Here is an 18610-nt window from a genome sequence, read left to right as displayed (position 1 = left end):
TTACCTTTATCTGTTTAATGTAAATATGAAAAATTGTACATTATTTATCTTTATTCTTTTATTATCTACAGCACCTACTTTTTCCCAAAAGGAAGCTGCAAATTGGTATTTTGGAGTAAGGGCCGGTTTAGATTTTAATTCCGGAAGTCCCATTATTTTAACGGACGGTCAACTAAATACTGCCGAAGGATGCACAACTATTTCAGATAAAAATGGAAATTTACTTTTTTATACCGATGGCTCTGTTGTATATGACAAAACACATCAAGTTATGCCAAATGGATTTGGCTTATTGGGACACAACTCAAGTACACAATCCGCGATTATAGTTCCAAAACCTAACAATCCTAATCTGTATTATATTTTCACGGTCGACCAGCCACTTCCTGCAAACGTAGATAGCAACCCATTAAATGATGAAGATCCTCCCAATAATGGACTAAATTATTCTTTAATTGATTTAAGGTTAAATAACGGTTTAGGTGATGTTTCCACTATGGAAAAAAACATACCTCTTATAACCTACGATGTAAATAATGCTGAAGATGTAAAATTCAAATGTTCCGAAAAAATTACGGCAGTACAGCATGGAGACGGCGTTTCTTTTTGGGTAATCACCCATTTTAAAAGCACTTTTTTTTCCTTCAAAATAAGTAATCTGGGTGTTGATAAAAAACCTATCCAATCAAATACACCACTAAATGTACCTACAGGCGGTTACCTTTCAAATGCAATTGGATATTTAAAAACATCGCCTAATGGAAAAAAAATTGCTATAGCAAATACAGCTGTAAAACCGAATGATGATTTAGGTCCAAAAAATAATATAATCAGAAATACAGGTAACGTCTGGTTATTTGACTTTGATTCTTTAACCGGAAAAGTAGGTAATGGATCTTCAATTCTTAACGGAGCAAATCCGTATGGTATAGAATTTTCAGCAAAATCTAAAAAATTATATGTCACTACAAATCTATTCAGTAACGATGACGTTTCATTAGGAAGTTTATTAATTCAATTTAATCTGAAAAGTTCTAATATTATTGCATCAAAAACCACAATCAACTCTTCAACAAATGTCGCAGGTGCTTTACAATTAGCTCTTGATGAAAAGATATATCGCTCCGGATATCCTTTTGGAGCTGATAGCAGCAATAAATTATCAGTAATAAACAATCCAGAATTAGATGGATCCAGTTGTAATTTTCTACAGAACTATGTAGATTTAGGTACAGGAAAAACTAAATTAGGCTTGCCTCCCTTTATCACCTCTTTGTTTTTATATGCGTTTAATTATGAATTCAATTGTTTAGGACAGGCTACACATTTTCACATCAATTCTGTCGAAAATATAGATGCTGTTCTTTGGGATTTTGGCGACGGTTCAACTTCCAAAGACCGAGATGCATATCATACATATGCAAAAACTGGCGATTATAAAGTAAGTTTAATAAAAACTGTAAATGGGGAGGATAGGGAGCCCCTGGAAAAAATAATTACCATATATGATGTTCCCAAAATACTTGCAACGACTTATAAATTAATTCAATGCGATACACAAGACAGCTTATCTACAGATGGTCTAACAATGTTTAATTTAGCTCTCGCCAATGAACCTATTAGCTTAGGCCAAAAAGAGTACGAGGTCTATTATTACCATAGTAAAAGTGATGCAGATAATGACATTACAAATTCCTCATCAATACCCCTAAAGTACCGAAACAGTATTCCCAACGAGATTTTATTTGCAAAAGTAACTCAACCCAACTCATCTTGCTACAGTATTGGATCAGTAGTGTTACATGCCAATAAAAGTGTTCTTTTATTACCTGAAGCAATGCATGAATGTGATCTTGGTAGTGGAAAAGGTTTGTTTAATTTAAAACAAAAAAAAGATCTAATAAAAACCGAATTGAATTTACCTCCCGATGTACGTTTGTTTTTTTATGCCAAAGAATCCGATGCATCATTGGGCATTAATGAACTCGCAGAACAATATTCTTCAGTTTCAAAAACAATATACATTAGAGCTGAAAATGATGAAGGCTGTTATGGAATGGGACATTTTGAAATTATTGCAGAACCAACACCAAAAGTAAATAATTTAGAAAATAAAATTCTATGTGAGGGAGCTACAAATCCTTTTTTACAATTAGATGCCAGACTTCTAGCACCATCAACCGAAAGTGACTTTACTTATCTGTGGTCAACTGGCCAAACTAGCCCCACGATATCGGTCAATAAAGAAGGAGAATATAGCGTAGTATTAAAAAACAAATCTGGTTGCATCACAACGCGAAAATGCATAGTAACACTATCATATTTAGCAAAAATAAATAATATTATAATCCAAGACTTACAGCCTGTCAACCAAGTGATAATTGAAGTAGCTAATTCAGAAGATTACAGATATAAGATACATTTTCAAAACGGAACCGAAACTTCTTTTCAAAGTTCACCAATTTTTGAAAACGTACCAGGTGGTTTTCATGAATTAGTTGTAGAAAACAAAAATGGATGTGGTCAAAGATCGAAAAGTTTTTCAGTATTAGATGCCCCTAAATTTTTCACACCAAACGGTGACGGTTACAACGATTATTGGAACTTAAAAGGAATAAGTTCAATTATTTATAAGAATGCGGTTATATCTATTTTTGACCGATACGGAAAATTACTGAGACAATTATCCCCTTCAAGTCAAGGTTGGGACGGAATCTATAATAAAGCAACTATGCCTTCCGATGATTATTGGTTCATCATAAAATTAGAAGACGGCCGAGAAGCGAAAGGACATTTTAGTTTAAAAAGATAATCAGATTCAAAGTAAAAAACACCTATACCCTTCCATACTTTCACTCTTTTTTTAGCATAAAATAAAAATTTACAAAAATAAAATAGTAAAAAATAAAGCCATAAAAAAAGCCATTCTTGCGAATGGCTTTTCTTTTATAAAAATATAAAATTAAATTTTAAATCTTTTTCTATCAGTTTCAGTCAAATAGATTTTTCTCAAACGAATAGATTTTGGTGTAACCTCTACATATTCATCTTTTTGAATGTATTCTAAAGCTTCCTCTAATGAGAAAATAATCGGAGGGATAATTCTTGCTTTTTCATCATTTCCAGAAGAACGAACGTTAGATTGTTTTTTCTCTTTAGTTACGTTTACACACATATCATCTGCACGAGAGTTTTCTCCAATTACCTGACCTTCGTAAATTTCGGCATTTGGTTCAACAAAAAATTTACCACGATCTTGCAATTTATCGATAGAATAAGGAATAGCTTTTCCTTTCTCCATAGAAATCAATGAACCTTTGTTACGTCCCGCAATTTCTCCTTTGTAAGGCTCATATCCAATAAAACGGTGTGCCATAATAGCCTCCCCAGCTGTTGCAGTAAGTAATTGATTACGCAATCCAATAATTCCACGAGATGGAATATTAAATTTTACAATCATACGTTCCCCTTTAGTTTCCATAGAAAGCATTTCTCCTTTACGCATTGTAACGAATTCTACTGCTCTACCTGAAAGATTTTCTGGCAAATCGATTGTCAATTCCTCAATTGGCTCACATTTTTTACCATCAATTTCTTTAATAATAACTTGTGGTTGACCAATTTGTAACTCATACCCTTCTCTTCTCATTGTTTCAATAAGAACAGATAAGTGAAGTACTCCACGTCCAAAAACCATGAACTTATCAGCTGAATCAGTTTCACCCAATTTCATTGCTAAGTTTTTCTCTAATTCTTTTGTCAAACGATCTCTAATATGACGAGAAGTTACAAATTTACCCTCTTTACCAAAGAAAGGAGAGTCATTAATTGTAAACAACATACTCATAGTAGGCTCATCAATGTCAATTGTTTTCAATGCCTCTGGGTTTTCAAAATCAGCGATAGTATCTCCAATTTCAAATCCTTCAACACCAATAATTGCACAAATATCTCCAGCAATTACTTCTTGTACTTTTTTGCGACCAAGTCCTTCAAAAGTATGAAGTTCTTTAATTCTAGATTTCATTATTGTACCGTCTCTTTTTACTAATGAGATTGGCATACCTTCTTTCAATACACCTCTTTCAAGACGACCAATAGCAATACGACCTGTAAAAGCGGAGAAGTCTAATGAAGTAATCAACATTTGTGGTGTTCCTTCAGAAACTTTTGGAGCTGGTACATTAGCAATAACCATATCCAATAATGCTTCAACATTATCAGTTACGTTTTCCCAATGGTCAGACATCCAGTTATTTTTAGCTGAACCATAGACAGTTGGGAAATCTAATTGCCATTCTTCTGCTCCTAATTCGAACATTAAGTCAAAAACTTTCTCATGAACTTCTTCAGGAGTACAGTTTTCTTTATCTACTTTATTAATAACAACGCATGGTTTCAAACCAAGATCTAGTGCTTTTTGTAATACAAAACGAGTTTGAGGCATTGGGCCTTCAAATGCATCCACAAGTAAACAAACTCCATCAGCCATGTTCAATACACGCTCTACTTCACCACCAAAATCGGCGTGACCAGGAGTATCGATAATGTTGATTTTTGTTCCTTTGTATACTACAGAAACATTTTTTGAAGTAATAGTAATACCTCTTTCACGCTCTAAGTCGTTGTTATCAAGGATTAAGTCACCTGTGTTTTCGTTGTCACGAAATAACTGACAGTGATACATAATTTTATCAACCAAAGTTGTTTTACCGTGATCGACGTGGGCAATAATTGCAATGTTTCTAATAGATTCCATCTGTGATTTTTAATGGGTGCAAAGGTACACTTTATTTTGATATAAAAAATATTTATGCAATAGTTTACATATTGTTAACGTATTACATTAAAAATAAAGTAGCAAAAAGAGACAAAATAAGTTCAAATGTTATTTAGTATTTTAACATTATTTCTATATATTTGAGTAATGAAAAACAAAACCAATCAAATAATTATAATCTATATCCTTATCTCGTTATTTTTGGCCATTATTTGCCATAAATTACTTCAAAAATTCATTTACAACACTAGCTATCAAAACTATAATTTCGTAAAAGATTTGCTGTTTATAATTTTAACAGGAATAGCTTACAAATTAATTTTATCAAAAAACGACAATCAAAACGCCTCAATTGTCGAAAAACTCAAGAAGACAAATGAAGAAATTAAAGAGTCAAATGAAAAATATGATATCGTAGCAAAAGCAACAAGTGACACCATATGGGACTGGAAAATACAAGAAGACAATTTTAATTGGAATAAAGGAATAGAAGTGATTTTCGGATATACACAAGAGGAAGTTGGCAGTAGTTCCACTTGGTGGTTTGAAAAAATACATCCTGAAGACAGTATAAAGATGTCGATTAAATTATATTCATTTATAGAACAAAAAACGGAGAATTGGCAAGATCAATATCGCTTTAAATGTGCTAATGGAAGTTATAAATACGTTTTAGATAAAGGTTTCCTTTTAAAAGATGAAGAAGGAAAAGCAGTAAGAATGATTGGTGCAATCCAGGATATCACAAAACAAAAAGAAGAAGAACAACGCCTTAAATTATTAGAAACCGTCATTACACAGTCCAAAGATTCCATAATTATTACGGAACCAAATTTTAAAAATTCTGAAATTCCCAAAATAATATATGTCAATCCGGCCTTTTCCGTAATGTCTGGTTATCATACAGATGAAATTATTGGAAAAACTCCAAATATTTTTAAAGGTCCTAATTCTGATAAAGAAGAATATAGAAAATTAATTGATGCTTTAAAAAAGAAACAAGAATGCCTAATTGAAACCATTAGTTATAAAAAAAATAAAGAAGAATATTGGGTGCGTTTCTCCATGATTCCAATCTACAATACAGAAAACGAACTTTCACATTGGATATCAATACAACGAGATGTTTCGGAGGAAAAAAAACAGGAAAAAGAAAAAGAACAGCTTATCAGAGAATTAACGCAAAACAATAAAGACTTAAAACAGTTTTCTTACATTACTTCACATAACCTCAGAGCCCCATTGTCTAATTTAACCGGACTTTTAAACTTAATCGAAGACATACCAATAGAAAATCAAGAATTAAAGGAAATTATAAATGGCTTTAGTAAATCAACTCATTTACTAAACGACACCGTTAACGACTTAGTAAAAGTAATTATCATTAAAGACAATCCGTCTATTCAAAAAGAAGCTTTACTCTTAAAAGAAATTTTTAAAAACGTTTTTAATCAATTAAGTTTTCAAATAGAATTATACAAACCGATAATTAAACTTAATTTCGAAAAAGTTTCTGTTTTAAACACTAACAAAGCGTACATAGAAAGCATTATGCTAAACCTACTAACAAATGCCATAAAATACAAATCCGAAAACAGACAGTTAAAAATAACAATAAATGCTAGCGAAGTTGACGATATCGTTTACTTAACATTTCAAGACAATGGAATTGGAATTGATTTAGAAAGAAATCGAGATAAAGTATTTGGACTCTATCAAAGATTTCACAATTATCCTGACAGTAAAGGATTAGGATTATATTTAGTCAAATCCCAAGTTGAAACCATGGGAGGAACTATTAGCATTGAGAGCGAAGTAAACAAAGGAACTTCATTCACATTAACATTTAAAAATAAACAATAATGTTAGACCAAATTTTATGCATTGATGACGATCTTATAACACTTATGTTATGCGAAAAAGTGATCATTAAAGCTTCCTTTTCAAATGAAATTATCACGGCACAAAATGGAGAAGAAGCTCTTCATTACTTTAACACTTTAAAATATACTAACACTGAAAATCAATTAAAAAGACATCCACAATTAATTTTTTTGGATCTAAATATGCCAATTATGGGAGGTTGGGAATTTCTGGATTATTTTAAAAGCGAAGCATTCTCTGAATTTAAAGATATAAAGATTATCATTCTTTCCTCAACTGTAGACCCCGAGGACCGAGAAAAGTCAAAAACCTACCCTATGGTTATTGATTTCCTATCGAAACCTATCACCTTAACCATGCTTGAATACTTAAAAAATAAAATCTAAAAGCTAGTACTATTGATTCTTTTTAGCCTAGAACATTTGCTGTAAGTGTTACCTAAAAAATAAAATCTAAAAACACTGTATAAAAAAAGCTCCCAATATATGGGAGCTTTTTTTATATGTAGATAAATTATATTAATTACAATTTAGCAACGTGTTTCGTTAATTTAGATTTTAAATTAGAAGCTTTGTTATCATGAATGATATTTTTCTTAGCTAATTTATCAATCATAGATATTACATTTGACAATTTAGAAGTAGCATCTACTTTATCAGTAGCTATTCTTAATGCTTTAATTGCATTACGAGTAGTTTTGTGTTGGTATCTGTTTAATACTCTTCTCTTTTCGTTACTTCTAATTCTTTTTAGAGCTGATTTATGATTTGCCATTTTATTGCTTTTTTATCTTTTACTATTTTTTTTGTAGTCCGTAAGGGAATCGAACCCCTGTTACCAAGACGAAATCTTGGCGTCCTAACCCCTAGACGAACGGACCTTATCCTCCTAAGTTATTTCAATCTTACAATTGAATTTGTAGCCCGTAGCGGAATCGAACCGCTCTTACATGGATGAAAACCATGCGTCCTAACCGATAGACGAACGGGCCATTTTTCCTTCTAAGTTCAGGATAACTATAACATGCAGAAAAATAGTAGCCCGTAGCGGAATCGAACCGCTCTTACATGGATGAAAACCATGCGTCCTAACCGATAGACGAACGGGCCCTGCTTCTCTAATGCGGATGCAAAAATACAACTATTTTTGAAACGTACAATAGTAGACGCGAAAAAATTTATTTTTTTTTAATATGCCTTCGCAAACAACACTCTCCCTATAGACTCACCACCAGTAAATACACAGCTTCCCGTCTCTTCTACTCTGTCTAAAGGAATACATCTGATGGTCGCTTTAGTCAAGTCTTTAATCTTCTCTTCAGTAGCTGCAGTTCCATCCCAATGAGCTGATACAAAGCCTCCTTTAGCGTCCAAAACTTGTTTAAATTCATCAAAACTATTTACTTCGGTAATGTGTGTATTTCGATAATTCAATGCTTTTTCGAACAATTCTTTTTGAATTTGTTCTAACAAATCGCTGATATAAGTCGTAATTCCTTCTTTTGAAATAATTTCTTTTGATAATGTATCTCTTCGTGCAACTTCAAAAGTTCCATTTTCTAAATCTTTAGGACCTACCGCAATTCTAACAGGAACACCTTTTAATTCCCATTCTGCAAATTTAAACCCTGGTTTTTGAGTTGTTCTATTGTCATATTTCACAGAAATATTCAATTTCTTAAATGCTTTTACCAAAACCTCTACTTCGGCCGTGATGGCTTCTAGTTGTTCGTCTGTTTTATATATAGGAACCACTACCACTTGAATCGGCGCCAAATTAGGAGGTAAAACCAACCCTTGATCATCAGAATGCGTCATTACCAGAGCGCCCATCAAGCGAGTTGAAACGCCCCAAGAAGTTCCCCAAACATGTTCTTGCTTTCCTTCGGCATTAGCAAATTTAACATCAAATGCTTTTGCAAAGTTCTGGCCTAAAAAATGAGATGTTCCAGCTTGCAGTGCTTTTCCGTCCTGCATTAAGGCTTCGATACAATAGGTCTCTTCAGCTCCTGCAAAACGTTCTGTTTCCGTTTTTATTCCTTTTATAACTGGAATTGCCATGAAATTCTCGGCAAAATCAGCATAAACATTCATCATTTTTTCAGATTCTTCAACAGCCTCTGCTTTTGTAGCATGAGCTGTGTGCCCTTCTTGCCACAAAAATTCAGCGGTACGTAAAAATAATCTGGTTCTCATTTCCCATCGAACAACATTTGCCCATTGGTTAATTAACAACGGTAAATCTCTATAAGACTGAACCCATCCTTTGTATGTTGACCAAATAATAGCTTCACTCGTTGGACGAACGATTAATTCTTCTTCCAGCTTCGCATTAGGATCAACCATAAGCTTACCAGGCCTATCAGGGTCGTTCTTTAATCTATAATGAGTAACAATCGCACATTCTTTTGCAAATCCTTCAGCATTTTTCTCTTCTGCTTCAAACATGCTTTTTGGAACAAATAAAGGAAAATAGGCGTTTTGATGACCTGTTTCTTTAAACATTCGATCCAACTCCGCTTGCATTTTCTCCCAAATTGCATAACCGTAAGGCTTGATTACCATGCAACCTCTTACACCTGAATTTTCGGCTAGATCAGCCTTCACAACCAGCTCGTTATACCATTTTGAATAATCTTCTGATCTTGTAGTTAAGTTCTTACTCATATTGAATAGTTTGGCACAAATTTTGTTTTAATTATTTTAACTAAATAGTTCCGCAAAACTAACTATTTTTGTAGTGTCCAACAATAAAAAACCCCATAGATATGAAAACTAGTACTTTTTTCTTCAGAAATGCATCAATTTATTATATTATTGGGTTTTTGATCATTTTCTTATCCTCTTGTGGCTCCTATCAAAACAGTTCTTATTACAATAGAGACGGTATATATGGAACTACTGAGACTGAAAATATTCAAAGAGAGCCTCAAGTTGGCGCAAACAATCGGTACAAGGATTATTTTAGTTCTTTGCAAAAAGACAATCAGTCTACTCAAATTTTCACTGATATTGATAGTTACAATGATTCAAATCAAAGCGATCAACAAACTGGTTCCGGCTACAGCGATTGGGGAAATAATTATCAAAAAGCTGATATAAATATCTATCCAAATCAATGGGGTGTTTCGTTAGGATATGGATATGGCTCGCCTTATGGATATGGATATTCAAATTTCGGTTATGGCTATCCTTATGGATATGACTATTCAAATTTCGGTTATGGTTATCCTTATGGATATGGTTATTCTAGTTTCGGCTGGGGATTTCCTTATTATGGGTTTGGATTTGGATACTCAAATTATGGATATCCTTATTATGGTGGAGGATATTCATCTGGATATTACAACAATAACAATTATTCTTACAACCCGAGTAGAAGAGGCTCTAATTATTCGAACAATATAAATAGCACTCGAAACTATAACAACCGAAGTTCTACAGATTATTCTCAAAACCAAGTAAATGGCACTAGAGGAGGAAACTATAAAAATTCTACTTACAACGACACTAGAACAAGTCCTACGTTTTCTAGAAACCAATTTCAAAATCAAAACAATTCTAGCTATACGCCCAGCAGAAGATCAAGTACAACAAACTCTCGCAGTGATAGCAACTCCAATACCAGAACCTACACACCAAGCCCTAGAAACGACTCTAATTCATCCTCAAGATCATATAGCCCTTCAAACTCTGGCAGCAGCAGCAATGATGGTGGAAGATCATCTGGAGGCGGAGGAAGAAGAAGATAATTTTTACTTTAGATTGAACAAAACAAAACAAATTTAAGCTGATATAAAATGAAAAAAATTTTATTCCTATTACTAACTGGCTTCACTTTTACTGTAGCTCAAGCACAAGAAATAACAGATGCCATGCGATATGCACAAGATAACTTGAATGGTACCGCCCGCTTTAGAGCTTTGGGAGGCGCTTTCGGAGCTCTAGGCGGTGATTTATCCTCTTTGAATATAAATCCTGCCGGTTCTGCCGTTTTTTCAAATAATCAGATTGCGGTAACTTTAAGTAGTTATAACACAAAAAATAATTCAAATTATTTTGGCACAACAACTACTGAGAAGGATAACTCCTTTGATTTAAATCAAGCGGGCGGTGTTTTTGTTTTTAGAAATGGAAACTCAAACAGCGATTGGAAAAAGTTTTCATTGGCTGTGAATTATGACAATGTGAACAATTACACTAATTCATTATTTTCAGCCGGAACCAATCCAACCAACTCAATTGATGATTATTTTTTGAGTTATGCCGATGGAATACCTTTAAGCAAACTTAGAGACTCTAGTTATAGAAGTTTAGATAACGGAGCGCAGCAAGGGTTTTTAGGATATCAAGGGTATATCATAAATCCAGTCGATCCTAATAATAACAACAATACCCAATACACAACAAATGTTCCTGCTGGAGGAAATTACTATCATGAAAATACAGTAACAACAAACGGTTACAATGGAAAACTATCTTTTAATGCCGCTACATCGTACAAAGACAAACTATATATAGGACTGAACCTAAACTCTCATTTTACAGATTACAGACAATCTACTAGTTTTTATGAAGACAATAGTGCTCCATTGACTGCTGATTACACAATAACGAAATTACGTTTTGATAATGAATTGTACACTTACGGAACTGGATTTTCATTTCAAGTGGGCGCTATTGCAAAAGTTACTACCGAAGTTCGCTTGGGACTGGCTTATGAATCATCAACTTGGTATCATTTGAGTGATGAATTTTCTCAAAAACTTGTTGCCGTAAGCAGTGCAGCAAATCAAACAGATACCAATGATGTTGTAGATCCTCAAGTCACAAATGTTTATGCACCATATAAACTACAAACACCAAGCAAATTGACTGGAAGTTTTGCTTATGTTTTTGGAAAATCTGGATTAATCAGTATTGATTATGCCATGAAAAATTACAGCAACACGAAATTTCAACCTGAAAATGATTCGTATTTTAATAGTGTCAACAATTATATGAGTTCTGTTTTGGATAAAACCAGCGAGGTGAGATTGGGTGCTGAATACAAAATTGAGAAGTTGAGTTTAAGAGCGGGTTATAGATACGAACAAAGTCCTTATAAAAACAAAACAACTGTAGGTGATTTGACTGGTTATTCCGGTGGTTTAGGGTATAATTTTGGTTCAACCAAAGTCGATTTGGCTTATTCAACTGCAAAAAGAAGTTCACATCAAGGCTTTTTCAATCAGGGTTTCACAGACGGTGCAAATATTAAAACTATCAATAACAATGTCTCTTTGACTTTATTATTTGAATTGTAATATCTAAAAAGCGCTATAGAAAATCTGTTTCGTTATCAGAAAACGGATTTTTTTTAGCCCTGATAAAAGTGGAAATCCTCCCGATTTTTTTTTTCGGGAGATTGCAACGGATAGCAGGAATAGCTCCATGAAACACTTGAAAAGAAACGGAAACAAGTTCAGTTTGAATAAAAAATCGTAATTTTGCAAACTTCCTAAATTATCGGGAATATAATACTATGAGAACGAAGTCCTTAAAAAAGAATAAAATCAATGTGATCACTCTTGGGTGTTCAAAAAATGTATATGATAGTGAAGTGCTTATGGGTCAACTGCGTGCCAGCGGCAAAGATGTTGAACATGAAGCGCCAGCCGAAAGTGAAGGAAACATTATTGTAATAAATACTTGTGGATTTATCGATAATGCTAAGGCAGAATCAGTAAATATGATTCTCGAATATGCAGACAAAAAAGAAAGAGGTTTAGTAGATAAGGTTTTCGTTACTGGATGTCTTTCAGAACGCTACAGACCTGATTTAGAAAAAGAAATTCCAAATGTGGATCAGTTTTTTGGTACGACAGAGTTACCGCAATTATTGAAAGCATTAGGAGCCGATTATAAACATGAATTATTAGGAGAGCGCTTAACAACAACGCCAAAAAATTACGCCTATTTAAAAATTTCTGAAGGTTGTGACAGACCATGCAGTTTTTGTGCAATCCCATTAATGCGAGGAAAAAATGTTTCTCAAACTATTGAAAAATTAGTAAAAGAAGCAGAAGGTTTAGCTAAAAACGGAGTTAAAGAACTAATTTTGATTGCTCAGGATTTGACTTACTACGGTCTTGATTTATACAAAAAACGTAATCTTGGAGAATTACTGGAAGCATTAGTAAAAGTAGAAGGAATCGAATGGATTCGTTTGCACTACGCCTTCCCTACTGGTTTTCCTATGGACGTTTTGGAGATCATGAAACGCGAACCTAAAATTTGTAACTACATCGACATTCCTTTGCAACATATTTCAGATTCTATCTTGAAGTCAATGAGAAGAGGAACAACTCAGGCAAAAACAACAAAATTATTGAAAGATTTCCGTGAAGCAGTTCCCGGGATGGCAATTCGTACAACTTTGATTGTGGGATATCCTGGAGAAACGCAAGAAGATTTTAATATTTTAAAAGATTTCGTTCAAGAAATGAAATTTGACAGAATGGGTTGTTTTGCCTATTCTCACGAAGAAAACACACATGCATACCTACTGGAAGATGATGTCCCTGATACTGTAAAACAAGAGCGTGCCAACGAAATAATGGAATTGCAATCTCAAATTTCCTGGGATTTAAACCAAGAAAAAGTAGGTCAAGTTTTCAAATGTATTATTGACAGAAAAGAAGGCGGACATTTTGTAGGCCGAACTGAATTTGACAGTCCTGATGTTGATAACGAAGTACTTATTGACGCATCCAAGCATTATGTAAAAACTGGAGAGTTTGTTATGATAAAAATTATCGAAGCTACTGAATTTGATTTGTACGGAGAACCTGCTTAGATTTCTAATTCACATCCCCCCAACCTTTATAAAATATTCAATATGAAAATAGTTAAACCGTCAGTAATAAGTATTGTTGTGTTATTATCAATTCAAACGGTTTCTGCGCAATACGGAAACAATGGATATGGAGGCGGAGGTTACGGAGGTAATGGTTATGGTAATAGTGGCCGAATGAATAGCGGAATGAGTCAGGACAGAAGTCATGATAAACCAAGAGAAATTCCTGCCGAAGAAACGATAGGCAAAATAATGCTTAAACTAAAACCGGCGGTAAGTCTAGATGAGCTTCAGGAAATTGCCATCTCAAATATCTTGTTAGAAAGCATCAAACGACAAGGTGTTATTTTGAAACAAGAAACGAATCAAAGCGATCAGATGAAAGACCTTCAAATACTTTCAGAAAATATGGAACGAAAAGTTATTGAATTATTAAATGAAGATCAAAAAGAAAAGTATAAAATATTTTCAGAGGAAAGTAAAAATCCAAAAAAATCCAAGAAAAAATAATTAACCCCTTTTTTTGGAACAAAGAAATGTAATTATAAAAAAACATGAAGAATTCTTTTTACTTTCTGATTTTAATTATCGTTATCACGTCTTGTGCAACAAATCCTTACAAGGCCAGTGAGAAAATATACAATACAAAACTTAATACATTAAAAGAAACGATTTCAAGCAAGCAATCTATTTCTTTACCATTGGTTAATAATTATAAAATCACAATCGATACTTTATTTACCAATCAACTGCATAATGTCAAAGATTCGATTTCAAGAACTAGGCTTACTATTTTGAAAAATGGTGTAAATACAGAGTGGATTAGCACCGTGAATTTTAACTTAAGAAAACCTAACTTTATTATCATTCATCATACAGCACAAGATTCTTTACAACAAACTATAAAAACATTCACTTTAGCAAGTACGCAAGTCAGTGCCCATTATGTAATTGGTGATGATGGCAGAGTGATACAAATGTTGAACGACTATCTAAGAGCATGGCATGGAGGAACTGGATCCTGGGGTAAAAATACCGATATCAATTCTGCATCAATCGGAATTGAGCTAGACAACAATGGAACCGAAGTTTTTTCTGACGCACAAATTAATAGTTTGATAGCCCTTTTGACTAAATTAAAAAAAGATTACAACATTCCAACTCAAAATATTATTGGACATTCTGACATTGCACCTACCAGAAAAAAAGATCCTAGCGCATATTTTCCATGGAAAATTTTAGCCGAAAAAGGATTTGGTATCTGGACTGATGAAATAGTAGAAATGGCACCTTTAGACTTTAATATTGAACAAGGATTGCGAATTATTGGTTACGATACAAAAAACCTTTCTGCGGCTGTTACAGCTTTTAAGTTGCATTATATTCAGTCTGATGTAAATGATGCAGTCGATGAAAATACTAAGAATATTATTTACTCGATATACAAGAAACAATAATTTATTAGTTTAAAAGAATATTTAAAACCTTCCAAATCTAAGTAATACGATTACAAAACAACAAAATCCTAACTAATGGACACTTCTAGTTTGGGAAAAGGCTCCGTGTGACCTTATACGTAACTTCAGCACTTAAAAAAAATCTTGATTAAGTCCCCCCAATAAAAAAAAGCTGCCAAAATACTGAAGAAGCATCTTGACAGCAAAAAAAAATATTGCCTTTGTATAATTTAATTAAAAACGGTACGCTGTTCCTAACAAAACATAAGCGTTAGAACTTGATGGACTTGAATTGCGATCTATAAATACATCTTCCGATGACAAATCAACTCTAACCTCAGGAATGATTGTTAAATTTCCAACTTTGTAGTTCAATGAAAGTGTGTTTCCTATAATTCTAGACCCACCTAAAGCAGATAGTGTTACAGCAGCATTCGTTGCATCAAAATATTCCAATCTGTACGCTAAACTAAGATTATTTTTTGGAGCGTAGGCTGCATATCCTATTAAAGCAAACCATTTTTCATCATTTGCACTTCTCATATCATCATTTATTAAAGCATAAGTCCCATTAAATCCTAAAGAGAATTTATCAGAAATCTTTTTTGACGCTACTACATCAAATTGTGTTTTGTTTACAGTAGTTGCAGGATTTGAGCTGCCAGAAGTTGCATTAAAATAGATACTTCCTGTATCCCCAATATATGCTATTTGTCCGATTAAAGTTTTTTGAGTTGACCCCGCTTCAATCGCTGTTTTAAAATCTGTTGGATTTGTTACCCCGGCCATAAAACTAACTTTTCCTGAAGTATATTGCGCTTTTACACCAGTATTAAAAAATGGTCCGTTTGTAAAGGCATAAGACATACTGTAGTTTTTATTATCCACAGCATCCAATAGTTCATATCCTATGTGAGTGCCAAAGCTACCTGCTGTAATTTTAAATTTATCTGAAATTTCATAAGTGAAATTTAATTGTTTAATCATAAATGAACTGCCAGTATCATTATATGTAAATTCTTTAGCTCTATTTCCAAATCCCAAATCCACAAATACAGAAGCTTTCCCCATTTTATGAGATGCAGCAATAGAAACCATTCCAAGCTCAAATGAGTTATGTGAATTAGTAAAACTTGTTTTTCCGTTTCCTACTAAGTCCGCAAAATCATATTTATAATACATATCAGCCGATCCTCTAAAAGTAGTCGCTGGTACTGGTGTGTCTTGTGCAAAAGCAAATCCAGATGCACATAAAACCGCTAAAATGGTTGTTAATTTCTTCATGAATAATTTGGTTTTTAGTTAATAATATGGTTGGTTTTTAGTTTTCATTTTGAATAAAACAAATAAGTTAAATTGCTGTTTTAAACAAATTTCATCAATTTTAAATAGATTAATTCTTACTAAAAATAGACCGATTCGCTATTGTTCTGAAGCGAAATTATTAACTTTTTTTTCTCATCAATTCTTTTTTTTAAAATTTGGATAAGAATTATCGATATCAAAAAATAGCTTCCTAATAATAATTATTTCTTATTTTAAACGAATAATTTAAATTAATCAATAATAATACTTTTTTTAAAATACCCCTTAAAAAACATAGTATAAAAAATAAAAATGAATAAAAAATACTTTTTATTAAAGTAAATAATATTTAAAATAAAATATACCATATATAAAATAGGGTGCAAACAAAAATATAAATTTTATAAAAAATAAATTTCACTTAAAAATGCAACAAAAACATCCTATATACATTAACCGAAACTATAAAAACGATTAATCCACACCTTCCCTAGATTTGCTAATTAGATTTACTTTTTTTAAATTTGACAATATGAGTTATAGAATAATTAAATTCAGTTTTATACAATTGTTGACGATCTTTTCATTTATCTTGATCAGTCAGAAACTGGCATTTCTTATCGAAAATGAGAAACAGACTTTTTCTGAATTAAACAAAAACATTGACGATGAAACTAACCTAGAAGATGATTATACATACCTATCCGCTACCGAAACTTTCAACGAATCAAATTTTATAGCATTCCCTCATCTTTTCAAACAAAAAAATAATTTTACTTATTTATTAAAATTCGAAGATTACCAATCTAACATTCCAACTCCACCTCCGGAGTTATCACCATTTCCGTTTGCAATGCTACACAAAGACCCTTTTCTAAGAGACAACTCCTAAAAGGCATTATTTCAGAAACAAAAAATCATCCAAAAATGAAAATATCACTTTCCCTGGTACTGCTGTTCTTTACAGCGTATTTACAGGCACAAACACATCAAATCATAAAGCATAACGACGAGAAAATAAATGTAAATTTTATTAAAATTGAAAATAATTTGATTTATTATACCTTTCCTGAAAGTTCTGAAGAAAAAAAAATAAGCAAATATGCTGTTGCACAATTAAATGACAAATCAAACAAATCACATTTTATCGCATCCCAAAAAATTGATATAACAAAAAGAGCCGACTACAAAAAAGTAATTATTTTGAGAGAAACAGAAACTATTGGTCTAAAAAAATTAGAGACCATCCGTGTCTTTACACCTAAAATCAAAGGAGAATCTAATCTATCTACACAAGAACGAGGCGAACGACGATTAAAAGAAAAAGCAGCTTTTAAAGGAAATCCCTTTTTTGTAATTGTATCAAGTAAAAACGAGTATTTAACAGCGATAAGCTACACCTATTAGATCTTTTAACAAAGAGGATAAATAAACCAAAAAAAAGAGGCTGTCTTTATAACAAGACAACCTCTTTTTTTATGTAAATATTTTTCTTTATTAATATGAAAAAGTAACTCCTGCCACCAAAAACTGCTTCCCAAATGGTTCTAAATTAGCCTTATTTGAAGCGGCATTGTAGGTATAATTCAACCAAATGGGCATCGTAATACTTTTGTTTAATTTAATTTCTTTTGATACTTTACATCCTAGATTTACAAAAGATGGCTTATCATAATCAGCATAAGAATAATACCCCGCCTTATTATTAAGAACCGCACCCACAACTGGAGAAACACTTAATCCCAAAGGAGCTTCTATCTTATATCCCAACTCTACATAAGTCGTGAAATTTTGCTTCCCTTTCACATCATTATCATCTTTATATCGAAAATCATTCCCGGCAACCAAAGTACTTAGAGTAAACCAAATAGGCACTCCTTTTTCAGAAAAATCAAATAAAAACTGTAAATCAATAGATTGTGACCCATCGTTTCCAAAATTAAAAAAATCATTAGAAACCCCTTCTTGTTTGTCTGTGGAAGGCCAATAATAATCTTGCACCGAAACTGTCAAAAAATCAGACACAGCATAATTTAAAATCAAATCCAATTCTTGGTATCCTTTTGATGCTCCATTGGCATCATAATATGCTTTTTTAAAATTATGTGTGGTCCAAAATCCAACGGAAAACTTATCATTTACATTATAATTACCATACAATTGTGCTACTGGATAATTACCTCCCCAAGATTGTCCTCTCCAAATGTATCGGCTGGCGATATCGAGATTTATATCCCACTTTTTCTCCACTTTTGAAGTGTCTGAAACAATTTCCTGAGCAAATGTCACTGTACTGGTTAGCATAAAAGCTAAAATGATTACTACTTTTTTCATATTTGGTTGGTTT

The 18610-nt window shown here is 32.8% G+C and carries 15 protein-coding genes and 3 tRNA genes; 10 read left to right on the top strand and 8 right to left on the bottom strand.

The features are described from left to right. The first annotated feature begins 25 nt into the window (after positions 1-25). Complete coding sequence (locus tag ACFX5D_RS06050) at positions 26-2812, top strand: T9SS type B sorting domain-containing protein (RefSeq protein WP_379857336.1); 2787 nt, start codon at positions 26-28, stop codon at positions 2810-2812. A gap of 150 nt (positions 2813-2962) precedes the next feature. Here the strand turns inward: ACFX5D_RS06050 and typA are convergent, their stop codons facing one another. After that, positions 2963-4759 (bottom strand): translational GTPase TypA, encoded by a 1797-nt coding sequence (gene typA / locus ACFX5D_RS06045; protein WP_379857335.1) that lies wholly within the window; start codon positions 4757-4759, stop codon positions 2963-2965. A gap of 168 nt (positions 4760-4927) precedes the next feature. On the opposite strand from typA, the gene ACFX5D_RS06040 reads away from it, so the two are divergent. Then, positions 4928-6643 (top strand): PAS domain S-box protein, encoded by a 1716-nt coding sequence (locus ACFX5D_RS06040; protein ID WP_379857334.1) that lies wholly within the window; start codon positions 4928-4930, stop codon positions 6641-6643. After that, a complete protein-coding gene (locus tag ACFX5D_RS06035; RefSeq protein ID WP_379857333.1) occupies positions 6643-7050 on the top strand; it encodes a response regulator in 408 nt (135 codons plus the stop codon). Before ACFX5D_RS06040 ends, ACFX5D_RS06035 begins: the two co-directional genes overlap by 1 nt. Positions 7051-7186: 136 nt before the next feature. Here the strand turns inward: ACFX5D_RS06035 and rpsT are convergent, their stop codons facing one another. From rpsT to proS, 5 genes are all read right to left on the bottom strand, one after another. Continuing rightward, complete coding sequence (rpsT, locus tag ACFX5D_RS06030) at positions 7187-7438, bottom strand: 30S ribosomal protein S20 (protein WP_073207384.1); 252 nt, start codon at positions 7436-7438, stop codon at positions 7187-7189. A 34-nt stretch (positions 7439-7472) separates the two neighbouring features. Continuing rightward, positions 7473-7544 (bottom strand) — tRNA-Glu (locus ACFX5D_RS06025). Positions 7545-7583: 39 nt separating this feature from the next. Further along, a tRNA-Glu gene (locus ACFX5D_RS06020) sits at positions 7584-7655 on the bottom strand. A 46-nt stretch (positions 7656-7701) separates the two neighbouring features. Next, positions 7702-7773, bottom strand: a tRNA-Glu gene (locus ACFX5D_RS06015). A 78-nt stretch (positions 7774-7851) separates the two neighbouring features. Beyond that, positions 7852-9330: a proline--tRNA ligase gene (proS, locus tag ACFX5D_RS06010; protein ID WP_379857332.1), complete on the bottom strand. Its 1479-nt coding sequence runs from the start codon at positions 9328-9330 to the stop codon at positions 7852-7854. Positions 9331-9431: 101 nt separating this feature from the next. Between proS and ACFX5D_RS06005 the strand changes: the two genes are divergently transcribed. The 5 genes from ACFX5D_RS06005 to ACFX5D_RS05985 all read left to right on the top strand — a co-directional run bounded on the left by ACFX5D_RS06005 (position 9432) and on the right by ACFX5D_RS05985 (position 14958). Continuing rightward, positions 9432-10415 carry a hypothetical protein gene (locus ACFX5D_RS06005; protein WP_379857331.1) on the top strand — a complete coding sequence of 328 codons (984 nt, stop codon included), beginning with the start codon at positions 9432-9434 and terminating at the stop codon, positions 10413-10415. Positions 10416-10463: 48 nt separating this feature from the next. After that, the gene (locus tag ACFX5D_RS06000; protein WP_379857330.1) at positions 10464-11969 is read left to right on the top strand and encodes an OmpP1/FadL family transporter; all 1506 of its coding nucleotides are present in this window, start codon (positions 10464-10466) and stop codon (positions 11967-11969) included. A 218-nt stretch (positions 11970-12187) separates the two neighbouring features. Beyond that, on the top strand, positions 12188-13501 hold the full coding sequence (gene rimO, locus ACFX5D_RS05995; protein WP_379857329.1) for a 30S ribosomal protein S12 methylthiotransferase RimO: 1314 nt from the start codon (positions 12188-12190) through the stop codon (positions 13499-13501). A gap of 42 nt (positions 13502-13543) precedes the next feature. Beyond that, positions 13544-14011, top strand: coding sequence for a hypothetical protein (locus ACFX5D_RS05990; protein ID WP_379850024.1), 468 nt, complete (start codon positions 13544-13546; stop codon positions 14009-14011). A 44-nt stretch (positions 14012-14055) separates the two neighbouring features. After that, positions 14056-14958: an N-acetylmuramoyl-L-alanine amidase gene (locus tag ACFX5D_RS05985; protein WP_379857328.1), complete on the top strand. Its 903-nt coding sequence runs from the start codon at positions 14056-14058 to the stop codon at positions 14956-14958. A gap of 234 nt (positions 14959-15192) precedes the next feature. Here the strand turns inward: ACFX5D_RS05985 and ACFX5D_RS05980 are convergent, their stop codons facing one another. Further along, the gene (locus tag ACFX5D_RS05980; protein WP_379857327.1) at positions 15193-16242 is read right to left on the bottom strand and encodes an outer membrane beta-barrel protein; all 1050 of its coding nucleotides are present in this window, start codon (positions 16240-16242) and stop codon (positions 15193-15195) included. Between the two features lie 553 nt (positions 16243-16795). Between ACFX5D_RS05980 and ACFX5D_RS05975 the strand changes: the two genes are divergently transcribed. Both ACFX5D_RS05975 and ACFX5D_RS05970 read left to right on the top strand, forming a co-directional pair. Then, positions 16796-17155, top strand: a complete 360-nt coding sequence (locus ACFX5D_RS05975) for a hypothetical protein (RefSeq protein WP_379850018.1) — start codon at positions 16796-16798, stop codon at positions 17153-17155. 35 nt (positions 17156-17190) lie between these two features. After that, a complete protein-coding gene (locus ACFX5D_RS05970; RefSeq protein WP_379857326.1) occupies positions 17191-17670 on the top strand; it encodes a hypothetical protein in 480 nt (159 codons plus the stop codon). 90 nt (positions 17671-17760) lie between these two features. On the opposite strand, the gene ACFX5D_RS05965 is transcribed toward ACFX5D_RS05970, so the two are convergent. Beyond that, positions 17761-18597: a hypothetical protein gene (locus tag ACFX5D_RS05965; RefSeq protein ID WP_379857325.1), complete on the bottom strand. Its 837-nt coding sequence runs from the start codon at positions 18595-18597 to the stop codon at positions 17761-17763. Between the last annotated feature and the right edge of the window lie 13 nt (positions 18598-18610).

The sequence above is a fragment of the Flavobacterium fructosi genome, assembly GCF_042787335.1.
Classification (GTDB): domain Bacteria; phylum Bacteroidota; class Bacteroidia; order Flavobacteriales; family Flavobacteriaceae; genus Flavobacterium; species Flavobacterium fructosi.
This window is presented reverse-complemented; position numbering and strand designations above follow the sequence as displayed.